At 41.9% G+C, this 16,994-nt stretch carries 18 protein-coding genes and 1 tRNA gene; 12 read left to right on the forward strand and 7 right to left on the reverse strand.

The window, feature by feature from the left end; genetic code table 11:
- The first annotated feature begins 54 nt into the window (after positions 1-54).
- Entirely contained in the window at positions 55-1,293 is a 1,239-nt protein-coding gene (locus tag ACFSYC_RS02830; RefSeq protein ID WP_377123306.1) for a class I SAM-dependent methyltransferase, read from the forward strand.
- 19 nt (positions 1,294-1,312) lie between these two features.
- Here the strand turns inward: ACFSYC_RS02830 and ACFSYC_RS02835 are convergent, their stop codons facing one another.
- Positions 1,313-2,656 carry an MFS transporter gene (locus ACFSYC_RS02835; RefSeq protein ID WP_377123308.1) on the reverse strand — a complete coding sequence of 448 codons (1,344 nt, stop codon included), beginning with the start codon at positions 2,654-2,656 and terminating at the stop codon, positions 1,313-1,315.
- Positions 2,657-2,848: 192 nt separating this feature from the next.
- Here ACFSYC_RS02835 and ACFSYC_RS02840 point away from each other — a divergent pair, with 192 nt between their 5' ends.
- Positions 2,849-4,186 carry a TlpA family protein disulfide reductase gene (locus tag ACFSYC_RS02840; protein WP_377123310.1) on the forward strand — a complete coding sequence of 446 codons (1,338 nt, stop codon included), beginning with the start codon at positions 2,849-2,851 and terminating at the stop codon, positions 4,184-4,186.
- Here ACFSYC_RS02840 and ACFSYC_RS02845 read toward each other — a convergent pair whose 3' ends face one another.
- The 3 genes from ACFSYC_RS02845 to ACFSYC_RS02855 are packed head-to-tail and all read right to left on the reverse strand — an operon-like array spanning position 4,187 to position 6,422.
- Complete coding sequence (locus tag ACFSYC_RS02845; RefSeq protein WP_377123312.1) at positions 4,187-4,966, reverse strand: molybdopterin-dependent oxidoreductase; 780 nt, start codon at positions 4,964-4,966, stop codon at positions 4,187-4,189.
- Positions 4,947-5,645, reverse strand: a complete 699-nt coding sequence (locus ACFSYC_RS02850) for a cytochrome b/b6 domain-containing protein (protein ID WP_377123314.1) — start codon at positions 5,643-5,645, stop codon at positions 4,947-4,949. Before ACFSYC_RS02850 ends, ACFSYC_RS02845 begins: the two co-directional genes overlap by 20 nt.
- A gap of 3 nt (positions 5,646-5,648) precedes the next feature.
- Complete coding sequence (locus ACFSYC_RS02855) at positions 5,649-6,422, reverse strand: DUF1223 domain-containing protein (RefSeq protein WP_377123316.1); 774 nt, start codon at positions 6,420-6,422, stop codon at positions 5,649-5,651.
- Between the two features lie 146 nt (positions 6,423-6,568).
- On the opposite strand from ACFSYC_RS02855, the gene ACFSYC_RS02860 reads away from it, so the two are divergent.
- The 3 genes from ACFSYC_RS02860 to ACFSYC_RS02870 all read left to right on the forward strand — a co-directional run bounded on the left by ACFSYC_RS02860 (position 6,569) and on the right by ACFSYC_RS02870 (position 8,067).
- Positions 6,569-7,135: a sigma-70 family RNA polymerase sigma factor gene (locus tag ACFSYC_RS02860; RefSeq protein WP_377123318.1), complete on the forward strand. Its 567-nt coding sequence runs from the start codon at positions 6,569-6,571 to the stop codon at positions 7,133-7,135.
- A gap of 1 nt (position 7,136) precedes the next feature.
- Entirely contained in the window at positions 7,137-7,409 is a 273-nt protein-coding gene (locus tag ACFSYC_RS02865) for a hypothetical protein (RefSeq protein WP_377123320.1), read from the forward strand.
- 79 nt (positions 7,410-7,488) lie between these two features.
- A complete protein-coding gene (locus tag ACFSYC_RS02870; RefSeq protein ID WP_377123322.1) occupies positions 7,489-8,067 on the forward strand; it encodes a peroxiredoxin family protein in 579 nt (192 codons plus the stop codon).
- Positions 8,068-8,135: 68 nt separating this feature from the next.
- Here ACFSYC_RS02870 and ACFSYC_RS02875 read toward each other — a convergent pair whose 3' ends face one another.
- A complete protein-coding gene (locus ACFSYC_RS02875; protein WP_377123324.1) occupies positions 8,136-9,206 on the reverse strand; it encodes a PA0069 family radical SAM protein in 1,071 nt (356 codons plus the stop codon).
- Positions 9,207-9,288: 82 nt separating this feature from the next.
- Between ACFSYC_RS02875 and ACFSYC_RS02880 the strand changes: the two genes are divergently transcribed.
- The 7 genes from ACFSYC_RS02880 to ACFSYC_RS02910 all read left to right on the forward strand — a co-directional run bounded on the left by ACFSYC_RS02880 (position 9,289) and on the right by ACFSYC_RS02910 (position 14,492).
- Positions 9,289-10,377 carry a metallophosphoesterase gene (locus ACFSYC_RS02880; RefSeq protein WP_377123326.1) on the forward strand — a complete coding sequence of 363 codons (1,089 nt, stop codon included), beginning with the start codon at positions 9,289-9,291 and terminating at the stop codon, positions 10,375-10,377.
- Positions 10,378-10,432: 55 nt separating this feature from the next.
- Positions 10,433-11,056, forward strand: a complete 624-nt coding sequence (locus tag ACFSYC_RS02885) for a thiamine phosphate synthase (protein ID WP_377123328.1) — start codon at positions 10,433-10,435, stop codon at positions 11,054-11,056.
- 40 nt (positions 11,057-11,096) lie between these two features.
- Positions 11,097-11,666 carry a thiamine pyrophosphokinase gene (locus ACFSYC_RS02890; RefSeq protein ID WP_377123330.1) on the forward strand — a complete coding sequence of 190 codons (570 nt, stop codon included), beginning with the start codon at positions 11,097-11,099 and terminating at the stop codon, positions 11,664-11,666.
- 127 nt (positions 11,667-11,793) lie between these two features.
- Positions 11,794-12,960: a DUF6515 family protein gene (locus ACFSYC_RS02895; protein WP_377123332.1), complete on the forward strand. Its 1,167-nt coding sequence runs from the start codon at positions 11,794-11,796 to the stop codon at positions 12,958-12,960.
- A gap of 171 nt (positions 12,961-13,131) precedes the next feature.
- Positions 13,132-13,206, forward strand: a tRNA-Val gene (locus ACFSYC_RS02900).
- A 224-nt stretch (positions 13,207-13,430) separates the two neighbouring features.
- Positions 13,431-13,703, forward strand: a complete 273-nt coding sequence (locus ACFSYC_RS02905) for an Arm DNA-binding domain-containing protein (RefSeq protein WP_377123631.1) — start codon at positions 13,431-13,433, stop codon at positions 13,701-13,703.
- A 12-nt stretch (positions 13,704-13,715) separates the two neighbouring features.
- Positions 13,716-14,492, forward strand: a complete 777-nt coding sequence (locus ACFSYC_RS02910; RefSeq protein ID WP_377123633.1) for a tyrosine-type recombinase/integrase — start codon at positions 13,716-13,718, stop codon at positions 14,490-14,492.
- A 291-nt stretch (positions 14,493-14,783) separates the two neighbouring features.
- Here the strand turns inward: ACFSYC_RS02910 and ACFSYC_RS02915 are convergent, their stop codons facing one another.
- A complete protein-coding gene (locus tag ACFSYC_RS02915; RefSeq protein ID WP_377123334.1) occupies positions 14,784-15,599 on the reverse strand; it encodes a DUF5672 family protein in 816 nt (271 codons plus the stop codon).
- Between the two features lie 41 nt (positions 15,600-15,640).
- Positions 15,641-16,660 carry a glycosyltransferase family 4 protein gene (locus tag ACFSYC_RS02920; protein WP_377123336.1) on the reverse strand — a complete coding sequence of 340 codons (1,020 nt, stop codon included), beginning with the start codon at positions 16,658-16,660 and terminating at the stop codon, positions 15,641-15,643.
- Positions 16,661-16,994 lie beyond the last annotated feature (334 nt).

Consider the following 16,994-nt stretch of genomic DNA (forward strand, 5'->3'; position numbering starts at 1 on the left):
AAACCTAACGTCCTATATTTTCCGTAAGTGTTTCATAACCGAATATTATAGAAGATGCTTAATACACTTTCCCTCGTCAAATCAAATAATTTGTATCAAGACTTGGTATTAAAGTACCTGTCGAAAATGGATAAAGGATCGTTATGCCTTACCCTTACCGACGGCTACCAAATTACCATAGGGACAGGCGAAGGTGGCATATCGGCCAACATTAATATCAATAGCGATGAATTTTATAAACGTATCATTCTGTTTGGTGATATTGGCTTTGGCGAAGCTTATACCGATGGCCTTTGGGATACCAACAATATCACGGATGTAATTAAGTGGGTGTTGCTTAATATTGATAAGGCTCCGGGGGTATCGGGTAGCAAAACCCAAACCTTAAGCCTTAATTTGTTTAAATGGTTTAACAAAGTGTATCATTTCAACCGTGAAAATACTGTAGATGGATCGCGGAAAAACATTGCAGAACATTATGATCTGAACAACGATTTCTTCGCCAGCTTTCTAGACCCCACAATGACTTATAGCAGTGCCTACTTTTATAAAGACGGCTTGTCTTTACAAGATGCGCAACTGGCAAAGTACGAAAGGCTTTGCCGCCAGCTACACCTAAAAGCTACCGACCATGTGTTAGAGATTGGTAGCGGCTGGGGTGGTAATGCCATTTACATGGCTAAAACATATGGTTGCAGGGTAACATCGCTTACCATATCGGCAGAACAACATAAACTTGCTGTTGAACGGGTGGAAGCTGAAGGACTGAGCGACCGTGTGAGCATTGAGCTGCGCGATTACCGCACTTTACAAGGGCAGTATGATAAGATCGTATCGGTAGAGATGCTCGAAGCCGTTGGTCATAAATACCTTGATGTTTACTTTAAAAAGTGCCATGACTTGCTGAAAGTAAACGGCTTGCTGGCTTTACAGGTGATCACATCGCCGGACTCGCGCTATGATAGCCTGCGTAAGGGGGTAGATTGGATCCAGAAGCATATTTTCCCCGGCTCGCTATTGCCGTCGGTAGCTGCCATAAACGGCGCTGTAAATCGCACCGGGGATATGACGATGATAGACCTGAAAGATATTGGCACTGATTATGCCAAGACGCTCAAGCTATGGTATGATCAGTTTAACGCTAACCTGACGGAAGTTAGGTCCCTTGGTTTTGATGATGTTTTTATCCGCAAATGGAACTATTACCTGTGCTATTGCGAAGCCGCTTTTGCTATGCGTAATATAAATACCATGCAGTTAGTTTACTCGAAGCCGAATAATACGTCTTTTTAAATACGTGCGGCAATAATAATTACTTTGTCCTAACCTCTTTAAACCTGCTGAATATTAACAGTGCTAATAAGCAAAGGACACAACCGCATATTCCATTTAAGCGCAGGCCGTAGTCATTGCCGGGGTCTTTGCCATAAACGGTTAAAAAAGCGAAGAGGGCAATACCCATGGTTTGACCCAGTTTTACAAACAGGTATTTAACCGCAAAAAACATTCCTTCATGATTTTCGCCCGTTTCGTCTGCGTCACGTTGCGCAATTTCTGCCAGTATAGCGTTAGGTAATATCCCTAATGATGCCAATGGAAAAGCCGCAGTTAAAACCAGGATATAAACCTGGGTATTTGCAGACAGCGGTAACTTACCTAAGAAAAATATCGCTACAAATATTAAACTCAATAGCCCGAAAGAAAACATTACAATTGGCTTCTTGCCAATCTTCCGGGACAGGTAGTTGATCAGGGGATAAAACACCAGTGAGAACAGCACCATTGTACCCATCAATACCCCTCCCTTTGATTCGGGCAAATGCAGCAGCACCGTAACAAAATACAACAGTCCGCTTGATATAATGCTTAGCGCCATATAGTACGAAAAATCTGACACCAGGTAATACTTAAAATTACGATTGCTGAACGTTTTACGTATGGCCGGCAACAATGGCAGGTGCGATGGTTTGCCACTGGAGTATTTTTTCTCGTTAATAAATACGGCTGGGATCAACATAAATAAACCTGCTAAAATGCTCATGCCCCAAATGGTGTATTGCACAGCCCAGGTGCGCTCGGTAACACCAAAGTTTTGCTGTACCACATCAGCAAAATTGTTAATAAGGGCCGAAAAAATGATGCCTATGATAAACCCAACCTGCTGAAATGAAGACAGTTTAACCTTTGCGGCTGCAGTGCCTGCAAGTTCTGGCAGCAAGGCATTGTAAGGTATAATGTAAGTTGTTGCCCCCATAAAAAAGCAGACCATATTTACGGTTAGCCAAATAGCATTGTACATACTCTCGCCCCTTACCAGGGGATAAAAAGTAAGGCAAAAAAAGAGCACAGCCGGTATAATGGCCAGTTTCATAAATGGAATACGGCGGCCTTGAGGGTGCGTACTTTTATCGCTTAATGAAGCAATGATTGGGTCGTATATAGCATCAACAAATCTGCCCGAGGCAGCTATAAGTGACAGGATATTAAATAAGCCAAATACCAACAATTGTGGCACAAACGGAATGAGCCCTGAGTTTGAAGGTGGCAAATAAAAGTACGGTAGCATCACAATGATGGTATTTGTCATCATGCTCCAGCCTATCATCCCGCAGGTATAAGCCAGCTGTTTTCTTAACGGAAAATTTACAACAGGCATCTCATTGCAATATGCTAATATTAACTATAGATAATGAATTTAAAATGAAATGTGTTACCACAACAACAGTAACGGACACAGACCAATAGGTCAGAAATTGAAATCAGCCTAGTCATCGCCGGTTTTTAAAAATTCTTATGTATTATATTTGATCATACCTATTTATAAACCAAACCTTTAAGTCTAATTGCAATGAAAACTAAACTGATCTGTTGTATTGCCATTTTGCTGCAGCTGAACCTAGCCAGCGCGCAAAATACGGTTACCCTAACAGGCAAACTTATAAATTTTGGAAACCAGGTAACAGTTTCTGATATGTCTGATTTTCAGTACCTGGAAGTGCCAACCAATGAACGGGTTATCATACCTGAAAGTGGCGGTAAGTTTGCCATCACTTTTAACCTTGCTGCGCCTAACTATTTCCGCGTGGGCCGCAATATTTTATACCTGTCGCCGGGTGATAAGATGGAGGTATTTATAGACTATAACGACAGTAAAAAAGCCATCTTTAACGGCACCGGTCAGGAGGCTAACAGATACCTGGCAGAAACGCCCCTCCCTAAAATGGGATCGTACGTTAATGGCGGTGCTATTATACAATATGAGGTTAAAGAAACGTTGGACAAGATCACTCAAATAGGTAGCTACAGATCAAATCAGTTAGCAGCGGTGAAGAATGTAACGCCTGAGTTTAAGCGGTTGGAAGAAGCGCGTATAAAAGCAGACGTGATCAACAGTTTCAATTATGTTGGCATTTATGCAAAGTATAAGCAGGAATTAAGCTACGCGCCTGGTATTTATGGCCAAATGTTTAATGCCGTGGCAAAACAAGAAAAGCGTAAATACCAGCAGAACTTTGTTGACGCCTCATTTATGAAACTGGCGGTGTACCGCGACATTGCCGAAGAGATGGTGAAAGACGAAGCGGAAAATGCTGATGTGGTAAAAATCAAAGAATGGTATAAAGCATCGGCACTGGTTGATAAGATGAAACGCGAAAACGACAAAGCAAAGTTAGCAGCGTATGCAAGCCAGGCCGACGATATTAACGATCCTCGATATAAAGCTGCATTAAAAACATATGCGCAAAGCCTGCTAAAATTTGGCAAGGGCGACACGGCTGTGGACTTTGCGGCGATAGATATGGATGGTAAAAAAGTTAACCTGGCCGATTTGAAAGGTAAAATTATTTACGTGGATATTTGGGCCACCTGGTGTATACCCTGCCTGCAGGAAATGCCAGCTCTTGAACTGGTTAAAAAGAAATATGCCGATAATCCAAACGTAATTTTTGTATCGCTATCTATTGATGATGATAACGACTTGGCTAAATGGAAAAAGAATGTAAGCAGCCGCAAAGCAAATGGCTACCAGTGGCAAATAAACAGGGTTAAGCTAAAAGCTTACAATGTTACCGAAATACCAAGGGCCTTGTTGATAGACAAAGATCTTAAAATGCTAAACATGACGGCGCCAATGCCATCATCAAAAGACCTATCAGCAACTATTGATGGCTTGTTGGCTAAGTAACTATAATCCTAGATAATAATCGTACCCTTTCTCGGCCCAATAATCGCGGGGGCGGCTGCTGGCAAAGGTAATGCTGCCTATTCGCTTTAAGTTTTTAACCCCATACTTAACCGGGATGATTAGCCTTAACGGCGCGCCATGGTTTACAGGTATAGGCTTGCCATTCATCTCATAAGCCAATATGGTTTGGGGGTGCATGGCGCTATCCATATCAAGGCCTACAAAGTATTTCTTATCGGGTGTTTCCATACCTACGTATTGTAGTTTGGCCTCCCGATCAAGATTAAAATGTTTTACAAAATCAACAAATCGCAACCCGCCCCAGTATTGTATCTGGTCCCAACCCTCCACGCATTTAAAATCAAAAACTATCTCGGTTTTGGGCAAGGCTTTTATCGCGTCTATGCTGATAAGCAATTGCTGGCCGTTGCTCTTGCAAATTTCCAGTTTCCAGGTGGGCAGGTCAATGCCGCTTTCCAAACCCACATCGCTATTTTGCCGCACTATTTTGGCAGCCATTGATTTTGGGTAGGTTTTAACCAAATGCTTTTCGCTGTAAAAAAGCCGGCGCATTGCCAACTCGGTTTTATTAAGTGCGCGCCGCAGCGGTACCCGAGCACCGCCTGTTATAGTTTTACCTTCTGTTGGCGCGTTGTAAAGCCATTTATACCCCAGTGCTGCGCCGGTTGCCAAAGCGCCAAATACCCCAAATGAAATAAACGTGCGCCGGTTTATTTTTTGCTGTATGGTAAGCGGCTGCTTAACTTTTTTCCTGGTCATGGGCTTTTTTTATGGTTGGCTTTGAGTTATCGTCTATCACCTCGAAACCGGTAACGGCCGAACTGAAATTCTTCCATCCCGCGAGGGTAACTTGTACAATATGGATCACAAAAAAGAATACATAGCCCAACGTTAGCGCAAAGTGCAGCACTCTTGTTAGATGATAGCCACCACATAACCACACCAAATAATTAAACTGCGCCGGTTTGTAAATGGCAATACCCGTAATGGCCGACCCGATACCCATGATAATAATAGCCGTGTAAGCGATGCGTTGCGCGGCGTTATATTTTTTTTGAGGTGGTGCCATTTTGCGGATATGCAAATCATGCAATAAAACCAGCCAGGCTTCTTTAAATGATTTTTTTTGAGGGACAAGCTCCCGCCATTCGCCCGAAACCAGCGTGTAGCCTACGTAAAAGATACCGTTAAGGATAAAGAACCACATAAACAGAAAGTGAAATGCCATGCCCTCCGGCAAACGATGCACCAGGTTAAAAGTTTTATAAAAACCTTCCGGGAAAAACTTAAAACAGGTATGACCCAACAGCGTGATCTTATATTCGTCGTTGGCCCAATAAATAAGCATGCCGCTCCATATCATGATAATGAGTATGGGGAAGTTTACCCAATGGCACCACCGCATGGCTAACGAATGTTTTTCTTTGATCTGTTTCATCGGTTATCTAAACTCGGAAACTAAGGGCGATCTTGCAGCCCCAATAACTTCTCCGGTATTTGTATTTTGTAACAGGCCAATCACTTCCCAGTTTTTTGGGGTAAAACCTGTTGGCAGCGTGATGTCTTTAATCCCGCTGCCGCCATCGGTTAAAATAACAGTTTGCAATTGCCTTACAATTTGCACGTGGGCCAGACTGCGCCCTTTATTCTCGCCGGCTTTAACGTTGCTAACCGCTGTTTTTTCAATAAGGGCTAATAACAGAACGCTGTTTTTGCCATTGTCTTTAGCCTGATAATTTACAGTTGCTTTGTCGTTATCAAGCTTAACGTCTGTAAGGGTTATTTGAGCTGATGGTGTCTGTTGTAGCGTAGCTTTTATAGCATTACGCAATGTGCCAGCCTGCGAGCCAACAAATTCTTTCTTGCCATTTACTACAATTTGGGGGGTATACACTTGTGGTAGTTTCAAGTATTTAGCGTAATCATATTGCCGGGTGCTGTAAGCAGCATCGCTAAACACATCGCGCCAACCTAAACGGTTCCAGTAATCTACATGAAAAGCCAAAATGTATACTTGTTGGCTTTTATATTCTTTTTGAATTTGAGCCACAAGGGCGTCTGCAGGCGGGCAGCTTGAGCAACCCTCAGAGGTGTAAAGCTCAATTACCACAAATCCTTTGGCTGGGAATGCCTGTTTTACAGCAGCAAAGGCAACAATAGCAAATGCCACCAACGTTACACCTGTAGCGGCCAAAAACATCTTCACCTTATTCATTTTAATGCAAGTTATTGATTTATATACGATTGGTCGGATATGAATCGCTATCCTTACAATAAATTTAATAATTTTAATTGACCTTACCTCTTCTGTAAGGTTTAGGCCCAACGTACGACAAAGAAACAAATTACACCAGCAATTTAATGTTAGCTACCCCACTACTAAATCCGCACAAATGGGTTGAAAACCATGCCGACTATTTATACGCTTACGCTATAAGTCGCGTGAACGACGAAGAGCAGGCCCGCGACCTGGTGCAGGATGTTTTTTTGGCGGCACTGCAACGGGCAGATAAATTTGAAGGCAAAAGCACCGAACGTACCTGGCTTACTGCTATACTTAAGAATAAGATCATAGACGTGTATCGCAAAAAGTCATCTGCCCTTAATAAGCCGGAGGATATAGTGGAGGAACAAGTACGACAGGATTTTTTTGCCGAGGATGGGCATTGGCGGGAGGACACTTATCCCAGGGAGTTTGTTGCCGAGCAACAGGATGCCTTGCACGATAAAGAGTTTAACAGCGTACTACAGCAATGCATGCAAAAATTGCCGGCGCTTTGGCTGGCTGTTTTCACCATGAAGCATATGGAAGACCAGGCAAGCAATGTAATTTGTACCGAACTTAAATTATCCGACTCGAATTTTTGGGTCATCATTCACCGTGCTAAACTTAACCTGAGGGCCTGCCTTCAAAAAAACTGGATTTGATATGGGAACGTTAAAAAAAATCAGATATAACTGTAAGGGCGCTACACTTTTAATCGAGAGAAAACTGATCACTGGCCTTACCTTGCGCCAGAAAGCAGAGCTGCGGATCCACCTTTATGGATGCTCCGTTTGTCGAGTTTTTGAAAAGCAAAGCCGGCTAATCAACATCATGGTGCAGCAGCTTTTTAAAAGCAATAGTAGTAACTTCCATTTAGAAGAAGGGTTTAAACATAAGCTGCAAAACCGCATTGAAGAGGAGCTCAATAAAAATTGATAACGCTGTAAGGTTACAGCAACGCCGGCGACTAAGCCATAAACGACAAACCCACAACATGAAAACTACAACCAACATTATGAAAAGATTTTTGCTGATAGCGCTATTTACTTTAAGCGCGACTGCTTTATTTGCACAGGCAGGCCTTAAAGCCGGCGACAAAGCTCCAGCTTTTGTTGCAAAAGACAACACAGGCAAAGAGCTTGACCTGAAGAAACTATTAAAATCAAACAAGTCTGTAGTGCTTTTCTTTTACCGCGGCCAATGGTGCCCGTATTGCAATAAGCATATCCAGCAACTGCAGGATTCATTACAACTACTGACTGCAAAAGGCGCCTATGTAATTGGTGTAACGCCCGAAACGGATGAGAACATTGCTAAAACAGTAGGCAAAACCAAAGCATCGTTTTCTATGGTGTCAGACAAAGGCTACGCCATCATGAAAGCTTACGATGTTAATTACGTGATGGAGCAGGCACAGGTTAACAAGTACAAAGGCTACGGTATTGATCTGGAAGCCAACAACGGCAATACAGACCACATGCTGCCTGTACCGGCAACCTATGTTATAGGTAAAGACGGAAAACTTACCTATGTACATTTCAACAAAGATTACAGTAAACGTGCCTCTATAAAAACGTTGTTAAGCGTTTTGTAAACAGGTATAAACCCCCTGCATTTTGGTGTTTTGACGGCAGGCGAATCTATGCATTCATAAGTCGGCCCTCAAAACAAACTCGTCTGCTTGCCTCCTTTAGGCGTAAATAGGGTATAATCATATTCAGGCATTTCGCGGCCAGCTAAAAAGCGAACGCAGGCCATATGGTACAGTTGATGGATTGACTTGGCAATGGGCCCGTCCCCGCTCATGCGGCGGCCAAAATCGCTGTCATTAAGGTTGCCTGCATGGCAACTGCGTATCATGTTTAAAACCTTCTCGGCACGGTCGGGATATGCCTTGTGTATCCAGTCGGTAAATATTTCGGCCACACTGCCGTTTAAGCGCACCATAGTAAAGCCTGCAGCTAGTGCCCCGCGGTCGGCTGCCGCTTTTATAATATTAGGGAGCTCGTTGCTGTTTAGGCCCGGGATGATAGGTGCAGCCATTACCCTAACAGGTACACCTATATCTGACAGCTTTTGTATTACTGCCAGTCTGCCGGTGGCAGTAACGGTACGCGGCTCAAGCTTTTGACGTATCGATTCATTTAGTGAAGTGATAGATATATTAACATGGATAAGGTTAAGCTTTGCCAACTCGCCAATTATATCCATATCGCGTAAAATCACATTGTTTTTGGTTATGATACTTACCGGGTTTTTGTACTTCAAAAAAATCTCGAGCATGCCCCGGGTTATCTTTAACCGCCGTTCTACCGGCTGATAACAATCAGTATTTCCTGACAGCATGATAGTTACCGGCTGATAGTTCCGCCGGTTTAAATAGCGCTCCAACAATTCGGGCGCGTTACGTTTTACAATGATCTTACGTTCAAAATCAAGCCCGGCACTAAAGCCATAGTATTCGTGCGAGTTACGGGCGTAGCAATAGATGCAACCATGCTCGCATCCCTGGTACGGGTTTATGGAAAACATGTTGCTCAGGTCCGGACTGTTAGACTGGCTGACGATTTTTTTGGGCGATTCTTCGAACAATTGCGTGGCCGAGTTTTCCAACAGGGGTTCATCTAATCCCTCAATATGGTCCAGCACATATTTGCGCTTTAAAAACTTGTTATCGGTATTAACCTGCGCTCCCCGCCCCTTAAAAAAATCCGGATTTTCCTGATGTGCCATGGCATCAAAATTACTAATATTTTTAGCAAATTAAATTGATGTTGTTAGATTTTATTGCCAATAACACAATACCAAAAATTATGTGTTAATTGCTCTAATGCGCCGCTTTTTACAACGTCTACTTACCAAACCTGTCATCCGGCTGGCTAACAAATGGTCGTCGCGGCCGGATAGGCTGCGGGTGGATAAGGCCCTTACCGATCTGTATATTGACATTATTACGCAGCCTGGCAAACGCGGCTTGGTTGTTCCGTTTAATGCGGATAAGGATAAGTTTATTTTACTGTCAGATCAGCACAAAGGCTCACGTGATGGCGGCGACATATTCAGAAGATCTGTAAATAATTACCTGGCAGCTTTAGAGCATTATAATAACGAGGGCTACACCTACATTAACCTGGGCGATAGCGAAGAGCTTTGGGGAAACATTTTTCAGACTATTAAAAGGCATAACAAAAACACATTCGAAGCTGAGAAGAAATTTTTGGCCCGAAAGGCTTTCATCAAAATTTTTGGCAATCACGACCTGTATTGGGACAACGACCCATTGGCTATTGTGAGTTTATTACAAATTTATGGCGAGCAGATAAAAGTTTATGAGGGTGCGGTGCTGCAAACTACCGTTAAGGGTAAAGACATCAGCATATTTTTAACCCATGGACACCAGGGCGATCTGCAAAGCGACGGAAATTGGTTCAGCAAATGGTTTGTGTCTGGTGTTTGGGGGCCATTGCAGTCATATTTGCACATTAACCCCAATACGCCGGCCTATAACGACCAGCTAAAAACGGACCACAACCGGTTGATGTACGAGTGGAGCTCGAAACGCAAGGATACCATACTGATTACCGGGCACACTCATCAGCCCGTGTTTAAATCTATGACAGAGTTGGAGTCTATGTATGAAAAGCTGAGCCGCGCCACTGCCGAGGAAGCTATACCGTTACAAGAGAAAATTGGCCGACTGCATTTGCAAGACGGTAAATCGCCTGATTTTAAAGGCTACCTTGATACCTATTTTAATACGGGCTGTTGTTGTTTTGACGATGGCGACATCACCGGCATTGAGATAGATCAAGGTTGCATGCGGCTTATTAAATGGACCAAAAAGGCAGGTAACCGCCAGCGCGTTGTGCTAGACGAAAGTAAACTTGCTGATTTGAAGTTATAAGCGCCGCTTAACGTTTTCACAATGCTTAATTTCGACGCGAATACCTACACTAAATATGAAAAAGTACATTTCTAAATTCCATTACCTTACTCAGGATCTAACTGACCGCAGCCACATCGAGCAAGCCCAAATGGCTTGCGAAGCAGGCGCTAATTGGATACAATACCGATGTTTAACTAAAACAGACGAGGAGCTAATTGCCGAAATAAATGAGTTAGCTATTATCTGCGACGATTGGGGTAGTACCCTCATCATCACCAATCATTATCACTTATTAGATAAGGTAGATGTGCAAGGCGTACATATAGAAGATATGGATACTGACCTGGCATCAATCCGCGCTACAATAGGCGAGGATAAAACGCTTGGCGCATCGGCGACGAATATAAAAAGCCTGTTGTCTTTGCAGGCTTTAGCAGTCGCTGATTACTGTGGATACGGCCCGTTTGCACATACCGAAACTAAGCTTAATGACAAACCTTTGTTAGGCTTAGAAGGTTATGAATTGTTACAAAGACACCGAGTGGAGATACCTTTAATAGCAATAGGTGGCATACAAATAAGCGATGTTGAGCTGTTAATGAAAACGGGGATCTACGGGGTCGCCGTATCATCGGCGGTCAACAAATCTGATGACCCGGCATCGGCAGTTAAAACTATTTATAAAAAGATATATTAAGCCCTCAATTACTAATCTTTAATCTCCAATTTTAAAAGCCATGTCATCACACCACATCGTTCGCGAAAAACAGGAGCCGGCGCTATTAGTGCTTGGGTTGGATGGTTTTGATGAAGAACAGCTGGGCCAATTGCTGGAGTGGAGCCCGACACTAATGGCGCCCCCCCTAATTGCCGAACAGCTAAACTCGCTAGGTATTAAAATAGATTGGGTAATTACCGACGAAGCAGACGGTAACCTGCAATCGGACATTAAGCATTTGCCGGTTGGCACTGATTCCTTTGCCGCGGCAGCATTAAAACATTTGATAACGCAGGGCTACCCTGCTGTCAACGTTGTTACAGATGAGTTTGATCTAACCGATTATTTGCTGTTTGCTGACCAAATAAACCTGGTAATATTTCATCAGCATGAAAAGATTTACGGCATTGCGCCTGGCTTTAGCAAATGGAAACCTGGCGGAGAAGGGATAAGGTTGCTATCATTGCCTGAAAATTTAAATACAACAGGCCTAAAACGAGTTGATGAATTAACTTATATCACTGCGGCAGATGGCTTTTTTACGTTAGATTTTGTTGCGCCATTGCTGTTTATTGCCGAGCAGCTATAGTAAAAGTAAGCAATTGTTAGCTGCAAATATTTACTTTTTAGCCGTAGCGTTATATTAAACCTTTTAAACTTGTAATCGTCTAAAAAACAACAGGCGACTTGTTTGCCCTGCCAATTATACCAAAAACATGAAAAAGACATATAAAGCATTAACACAAGTTGCCCTCGGCTCGCTATTGTGCTTAGGGTTGGCTCCGTCTGCCGGTGCGCAGCAACGCGGAGGTCAATATTCTACCGGGGGAGGCAACAGCGGCGGAAGCGGAGGTGGTACAGTGCAACCTCAACGTAGTTCGCCACCACCGGCGGCGGCACCTGCCCCACAACCGCAAGTTCAGCGTGCGCCGGCGCCATCATATTCACCACCTGCTCAGGTCCAACAAAGTGCACCGGCGCCGCAAACGCAACGCGGTGCCCCGCAGTCGTATTCTTCGCCGGCCCAACAGCCATCGGTACAAAGGGGTAATCCGCAAGGGAACAATAGCAGTCAACAACAGAACAATAATTTTAACGGACAACTAAGGCCAAATGCTACCGGTAATGCCGCTACAACTCAACGTGGTGGCCAATACCGTTCACCGTTAACCTTTAAACCAAATAATCCGGGCAATACAGCCCGCTTGTATCCAAACGGTAGCCAGCGGGGTAACAATGCGAATAATGGTTTTAATTTCCGCAGGGACAATAATACCAGCTACCGTAGTTATCCTGGCTTGCGTTATGGCCGTAACTACGTATCCCCAAGGCCGCGCGGGTTTTTCTATAACAACCGTGGTTATTACAATACCTACTACACGCCGCAACTGGGCTTTAGCATAAACACACTGCCGTATGGTTATTATCCGTTTTATTACGGCTCAGACCAATACTATTATAACGATGGTTTATACTATACCCAGCAAGACGATAGTTATACCGTTGTCGAGCCGCCTATAGGGGCTTCAATAACCAAGTTGCCGTCTAAAGCGCAGTCAATTATGATAAACGGTATGCAGTATTATGAGCATAACGGCGTCTATTATCAGCCCGTAAAGCGCGATGACGGCAAAACGGTTTACCAAATTGTTGGCAGAGACGGCGAGCTAAACACAGGCGAGGATACCGGCATTGCCCCCGAAGACCTGCCACAAGTTGGCGACATGGTTGACCACCTGCCCGAAGGTTTTAAAATATTGCGATTAAACGGTCAGCGATTTTATGTGTCTCAAGAAGGTTACTACTTCCAGGACGCGCGCGATACCAATGGCGACCCGGTATTTAAAATTGTAGGTACACCGTATGATACGATAGAAAATTAAAAGCGACAGACTATATAGTAAGAGGGCGGGGGCGTAAAGTTTCTGCCCTTTTTATTGTTAATAACCAGTATTTCTAAACCTTTCTATCTGATTATCAGCCATTAGTCGTATTTTTTATTTTTTATTTTGAAAAATAAAATAGGCATCCTATATTTGCAGTCCCAAAAGCAAGGGAGCTTAGCTCAGCTGGTTCAGAGCATCTGCCTTACAAGCAGAGGGTCACTGGTTCGAACCCAGTAGCTCCCACACTTTTAAAAGCCCTTAGATTAGATTCTAAGGGCTTTTTTGTTGAGATATCGTTTCTTCATCCATAAACAGTGCTACCTTAAGCTAATCTGTTTGCACAAACAAGTGCCAATAACAAACCCTACTATGGTAACTTATAAGATTTTACTGGATACCCGTCGTCCAAAATCAGACGGGACTTACGCAGTCACTATCAGAATCACCCATTCTCGGAAGTCCACAACATTAATTCGGGAATATTCATTAAAGAGGAAACTTGGATCAGTGAAAAAAGCATGGTTAGCTCCGCTCACCCCAATGCAACGCTACTAAATAAAACTATTACGGAGGCCTATCTTAAAGTTCAGAAAGCAGTAATTGAACTCGAATCTGAACTTAGTTTTGACAGCCTGAAAGAATGCCTCCTTGAAAAACAATCAACACAATCCAAATTCAAACCCTTAACTGTTAAAATGTTTGCTGACCAATTGGTTGAAGACATGCTATCGGTCAATTAAGCTGGCGACGCAATTGTCTACCGAACCGCAGTTAATCGTTTTACTTCATACGTTGACAACCCAAAGTTAAGGTTTATAGATATAGATAATAAACCACTGGAAGGCTTTAAAAACAAACTCCTACTAGATGGAATAAAACTGAATTCCATCAGTAACTACTTTCGAACCCTAAGGGCTATTTACAATAGAGCAATTAAAGCGAAACTAGTTGAAAGGTCTGTCTATCCGTTTTTGGATGTCACCGTCAAAACGGAACGTACAGCTAAGCGCGCTATAACCGCTAGCGACTTGACGTCAATCGCGAAGTTCAATCTTAAACCGAATACAAAATTGTGGCACGCAAGAAACTACTTTTTACTTAGCTTTACTTTGATTGGAGCTTCATTTAATGACTTGGCTTATTTAACATCCGACAACCTCCATAAAGGCCGGCTAACTTACAGAAGAAGAAAAACTGGTAAAGAGTTAACAATTAAGTTACTTCCTTACACGGAAAAGCTACTAGCATATTATACTGGCTCTAACTCAAAATATCTTCTACCAGTTGTGTCACAAGTCGTAATTGAAGACAGCATGAAAGCTAAAGCGTTAATATCCCAATGGATCCAAACCACTAACAAATGGCTGCGAAAGTTAGTTGGAGATTGTGAGTTAGATTGTGATGTGACTACCTACTTAGCTCGGCATACATGGGCTACCACAGCCAAACGATTGGGTTACTCAATTGAAATTATAGCCGAAGCTATGGGTCATGACCACGGTAATAAAATCACGAACATCTACCCTTGACAGCTTTGATCAGACCGTAATCGATGAGGTTGATGAGAAAGTGATTAAAGTACTACAATAGTGTTAGCGGGATAGCAATGTCCCGCTTTTACTTATAATCGCATATGCCAACCTTTACACTTGCTCCAAACTTGCTTTTACTTAATAGTTGGAAAATCTTACAGAAAGTCGTATAAATGTAATTTCAAAACCGGATACGGTTGGCGGCAAACTTGAGAGTTTACAACTTGAGGATATTTTTAATAGTTCTATGACTTATTTAGAGCGATTGTAGACCGTAAAATGGAACGCTTAACTCATCTCTAACGAATATCCCTGTTGAACTATAAAAGGTCGCCAAAAATCAAGATAATTGTCCCAGTCATGACAACCAAAGGGTAAATTGTTAGCGTTAAGTTCAGCAAATTTGAAAGGTGGTACTTCAAATGCGAATCTCAGACCAACTTCCAAAGGTGGTATGCTGAGTATTCGTCTCTCCCGGTTTACTTCTATACTCCAGAATACATCTTCATTGTAATAGTTGTTTGGGTTGGCAAGATAAAGGTTTATGACCGGTTGCATTGAAATGCATATATCATAAAACGCTTTTACTCTTCGTAATGAAAAGCCACCGTTACCGACCTTATTATTTAACTGATATTGATTTGGCCGATTATTATCTGTATTGCTAAAATATTCCAGCATGTAGTCTTTAAAATTTCTCAAAGCTCGCTCTACTTGATTTTTGTGATAGCTCTTCTTAATCCACGGTGAACCTATGTAATCAAATCCCTGTTTGCACCAAAAAGTTAATTCATCTTTAAATACAAAACAATCAGCTTGATAAATTAAAATGTACTTAAAGTCCAAAAACTTATGATAAAAATCAGAAGACATCATCAAATTATTATAGCCTGCTATGCTCTCGAAATATTTGTTATCGAAAGTAACCGCCTGGGCAAATGCAATAATATCATCTAACTTAGGTAAGGATAGAGTATGAGGCGATACCGCAATGATTGGATAATTAGATAATACTTTGCCACACTGTGTCAGAGCAATTTTCTCATGCTTGGTTAATTCTGTCTTGTAAAACGGAATAATAACCGCCACTTCGTTATTGCTCATAGCCTTGATTTATTATTAAATGTCATAGACGTTAAGGACTATTATTTTAAACAATCTTCATAAAGTTTCAAATACGACTTGGCAGCGTTTTGCCATGTGAATTTGTCAGCCTGGGCAATCATTTCGTCTGTCCGATCATTGATCTCAAAGTCAGCCATACCCTCATTAAAAACTTTTTGCATATCACGAGGTTCAAAACTGTTAAAATAATAGGCCGCGTCGCCACCAACTTCTGGCAGAGATGTGTATTTAGACAAAAATATCGGTTTGCCAAAATGTAATGCTTCGATTACAGGTAATCCAAAGCCTTCTGCAATTGATGGAAACAAAAAAGCTGTACAATTTTTGAAATACCAAGCCTTATCATCCTCTGTAATCGGGCCTATAATACGTACCCTATCAAGGCAACCCCATTTTTTTGATTCTTCTAAAATTTTTTGTTTATGAGGAGTTTCTATACCGGCGATAATCAATTCATAGGTATTGCCATGCAACAAGGCCGGCAATAAATGAAAACCTTTTTGAACAGAAAGAAGACCAACAGTGAATAGAAAATGAGCGTTAGGTATAATAGTTGGCGTGTGGTTATCTGGAACAGTTAATTTATCTGCTCCATTGTAGATAACCGTAATTTTATCTTTTGCTTCAGGGAAGTAATGGCAGATGTCATTCGCTACAAACTTGGAGATAGCTACTATCTTGTCACAATAATCAATTCTTTTCTTTAGTCTTTTTAAATAGATCCCGATTCGGTGCGGCTTACTGTATTTTAAATGCACTTTGTTCATATCATGAACAGTCATTATTTTTTTTGCATTAACCTTCCATGGCTTTAAACGGCAGGTTTGATCAGAAAAATGAACTAGGTCAAACTTTGTACGTTTTGTAAAAAATATTTTGTCAAAAAACGACAAATATAGGATTGCTAATTTTCCAACAAACTTATACGAAGTATTTCTGAAAAGATAATAGGTCAAATCGAATTTATCTTTGTTCTCCTCAATTAATGCATTCCCTAAGCCTTTTCCAAAGTAAAAATAACCACAGTTGGTATCTTTCATTGAATCTAAGGTTACTAAAATACGTGGTTTAAACATAAAAAAGGTTTCTTGTTTTGTGGCCTCCGTCGCCTTCAGAACTACAAAGGTAAAGATTCTGAACTGTCAAAACTACTTCCTAGCCGCTAGTCAATGTAATTTATAGTTTAACGCAACGGCGTTCAGTAAACTAAAAAAAAGTGAACAAAACGAATGTTCTTTTTCCGCTGATAATTTTTTTTTGGGTTAAATATCATTGTTATTGTAGTTAATACTTTAATGACGGAATTAATCCTAAACATCGTAGCATGATAAAAACTTTGTTACCCAAATAAAAAAAACAAACATAACAACCTTA

The organism is Mucilaginibacter antarcticus, from assembly GCF_042686155.1.
Taxonomy (GTDB): Bacteria; Bacteroidota; Bacteroidia; order Sphingobacteriales; family Sphingobacteriaceae; genus Mucilaginibacter; species Mucilaginibacter antarcticus.

Coding starts and splice junctions, on each gene's coding strand:
- ACFSYC_RS02885 (WP_377123328.1), top strand. CDS start 10,433: ATGAAAAAGTACATTTCTAAATTCCATTACCTTACTCAGGATCTAACT.
- ACFSYC_RS02840 (WP_377123310.1), top strand. CDS start 2,849: ATGAAAACTAAACTGATCTGTTGTATTGCCATTTTGCTGCAGCTGAAC.
- ACFSYC_RS02860 (WP_377123318.1), top strand. CDS start 6,569: ATGTTAGCTACCCCACTACTAAATCCGCACAAATGGGTTGAAAACCAT.
- ACFSYC_RS02850 (WP_377123314.1), bottom strand. CDS start 5,645: ATGAAACAGATCAAAGAAAAACATTCGTTAGCCATGCGGTGGTGCCAT.
- ACFSYC_RS02845 (WP_377123312.1), bottom strand. CDS start 4,966: ATGACCAGGAAAAAAGTTAAGCAGCCGCTTACCATACAGCAAAAAATA.
- ACFSYC_RS02865 (WP_377123320.1), top strand. CDS start 7,137: ATGGGAACGTTAAAAAAAATCAGATATAACTGTAAGGGCGCTACACTT.
- ACFSYC_RS02830 (WP_377123306.1), top strand. CDS start 55: ATGCTTAATACACTTTCCCTCGTCAAATCAAATAATTTGTATCAAGAC.
- ACFSYC_RS02870 (WP_377123322.1), top strand. CDS start 7,489: ATGAAAAGATTTTTGCTGATAGCGCTATTTACTTTAAGCGCGACTGCT.
- ACFSYC_RS02855 (WP_377123316.1), bottom strand. CDS start 6,422: ATGAATAAGGTGAAGATGTTTTTGGCCGCTACAGGTGTAACGTTGGTG.
- ACFSYC_RS02920 (WP_377123336.1), bottom strand. CDS start 16,660: ATGAAAGATACCAACTGTGGTTATTTTTACTTTGGAAAAGGCTTAGGG.
- ACFSYC_RS02895 (WP_377123332.1), top strand. CDS start 11,794: ATGAAAAAGACATATAAAGCATTAACACAAGTTGCCCTCGGCTCGCTA.
- ACFSYC_RS02890 (WP_377123330.1), top strand. CDS start 11,097: ATGTCATCACACCACATCGTTCGCGAAAAACAGGAGCCGGCGCTATTA.
- ACFSYC_RS02875 (WP_377123324.1), bottom strand. CDS start 9,206: ATGGCACATCAGGAAAATCCGGATTTTTTTAAGGGGCGGGGAGCGCAG.
- ACFSYC_RS02915 (WP_377123334.1), bottom strand. CDS start 15,599: ATGAGCAATAACGAAGTGGCGGTTATTATTCCGTTTTACAAGACAGAA.
- ACFSYC_RS02835 (WP_377123308.1), bottom strand. CDS start 2,656: ATGCCTGTTGTAAATTTTCCGTTAAGAAAACAGCTGGCTTATACCTGC.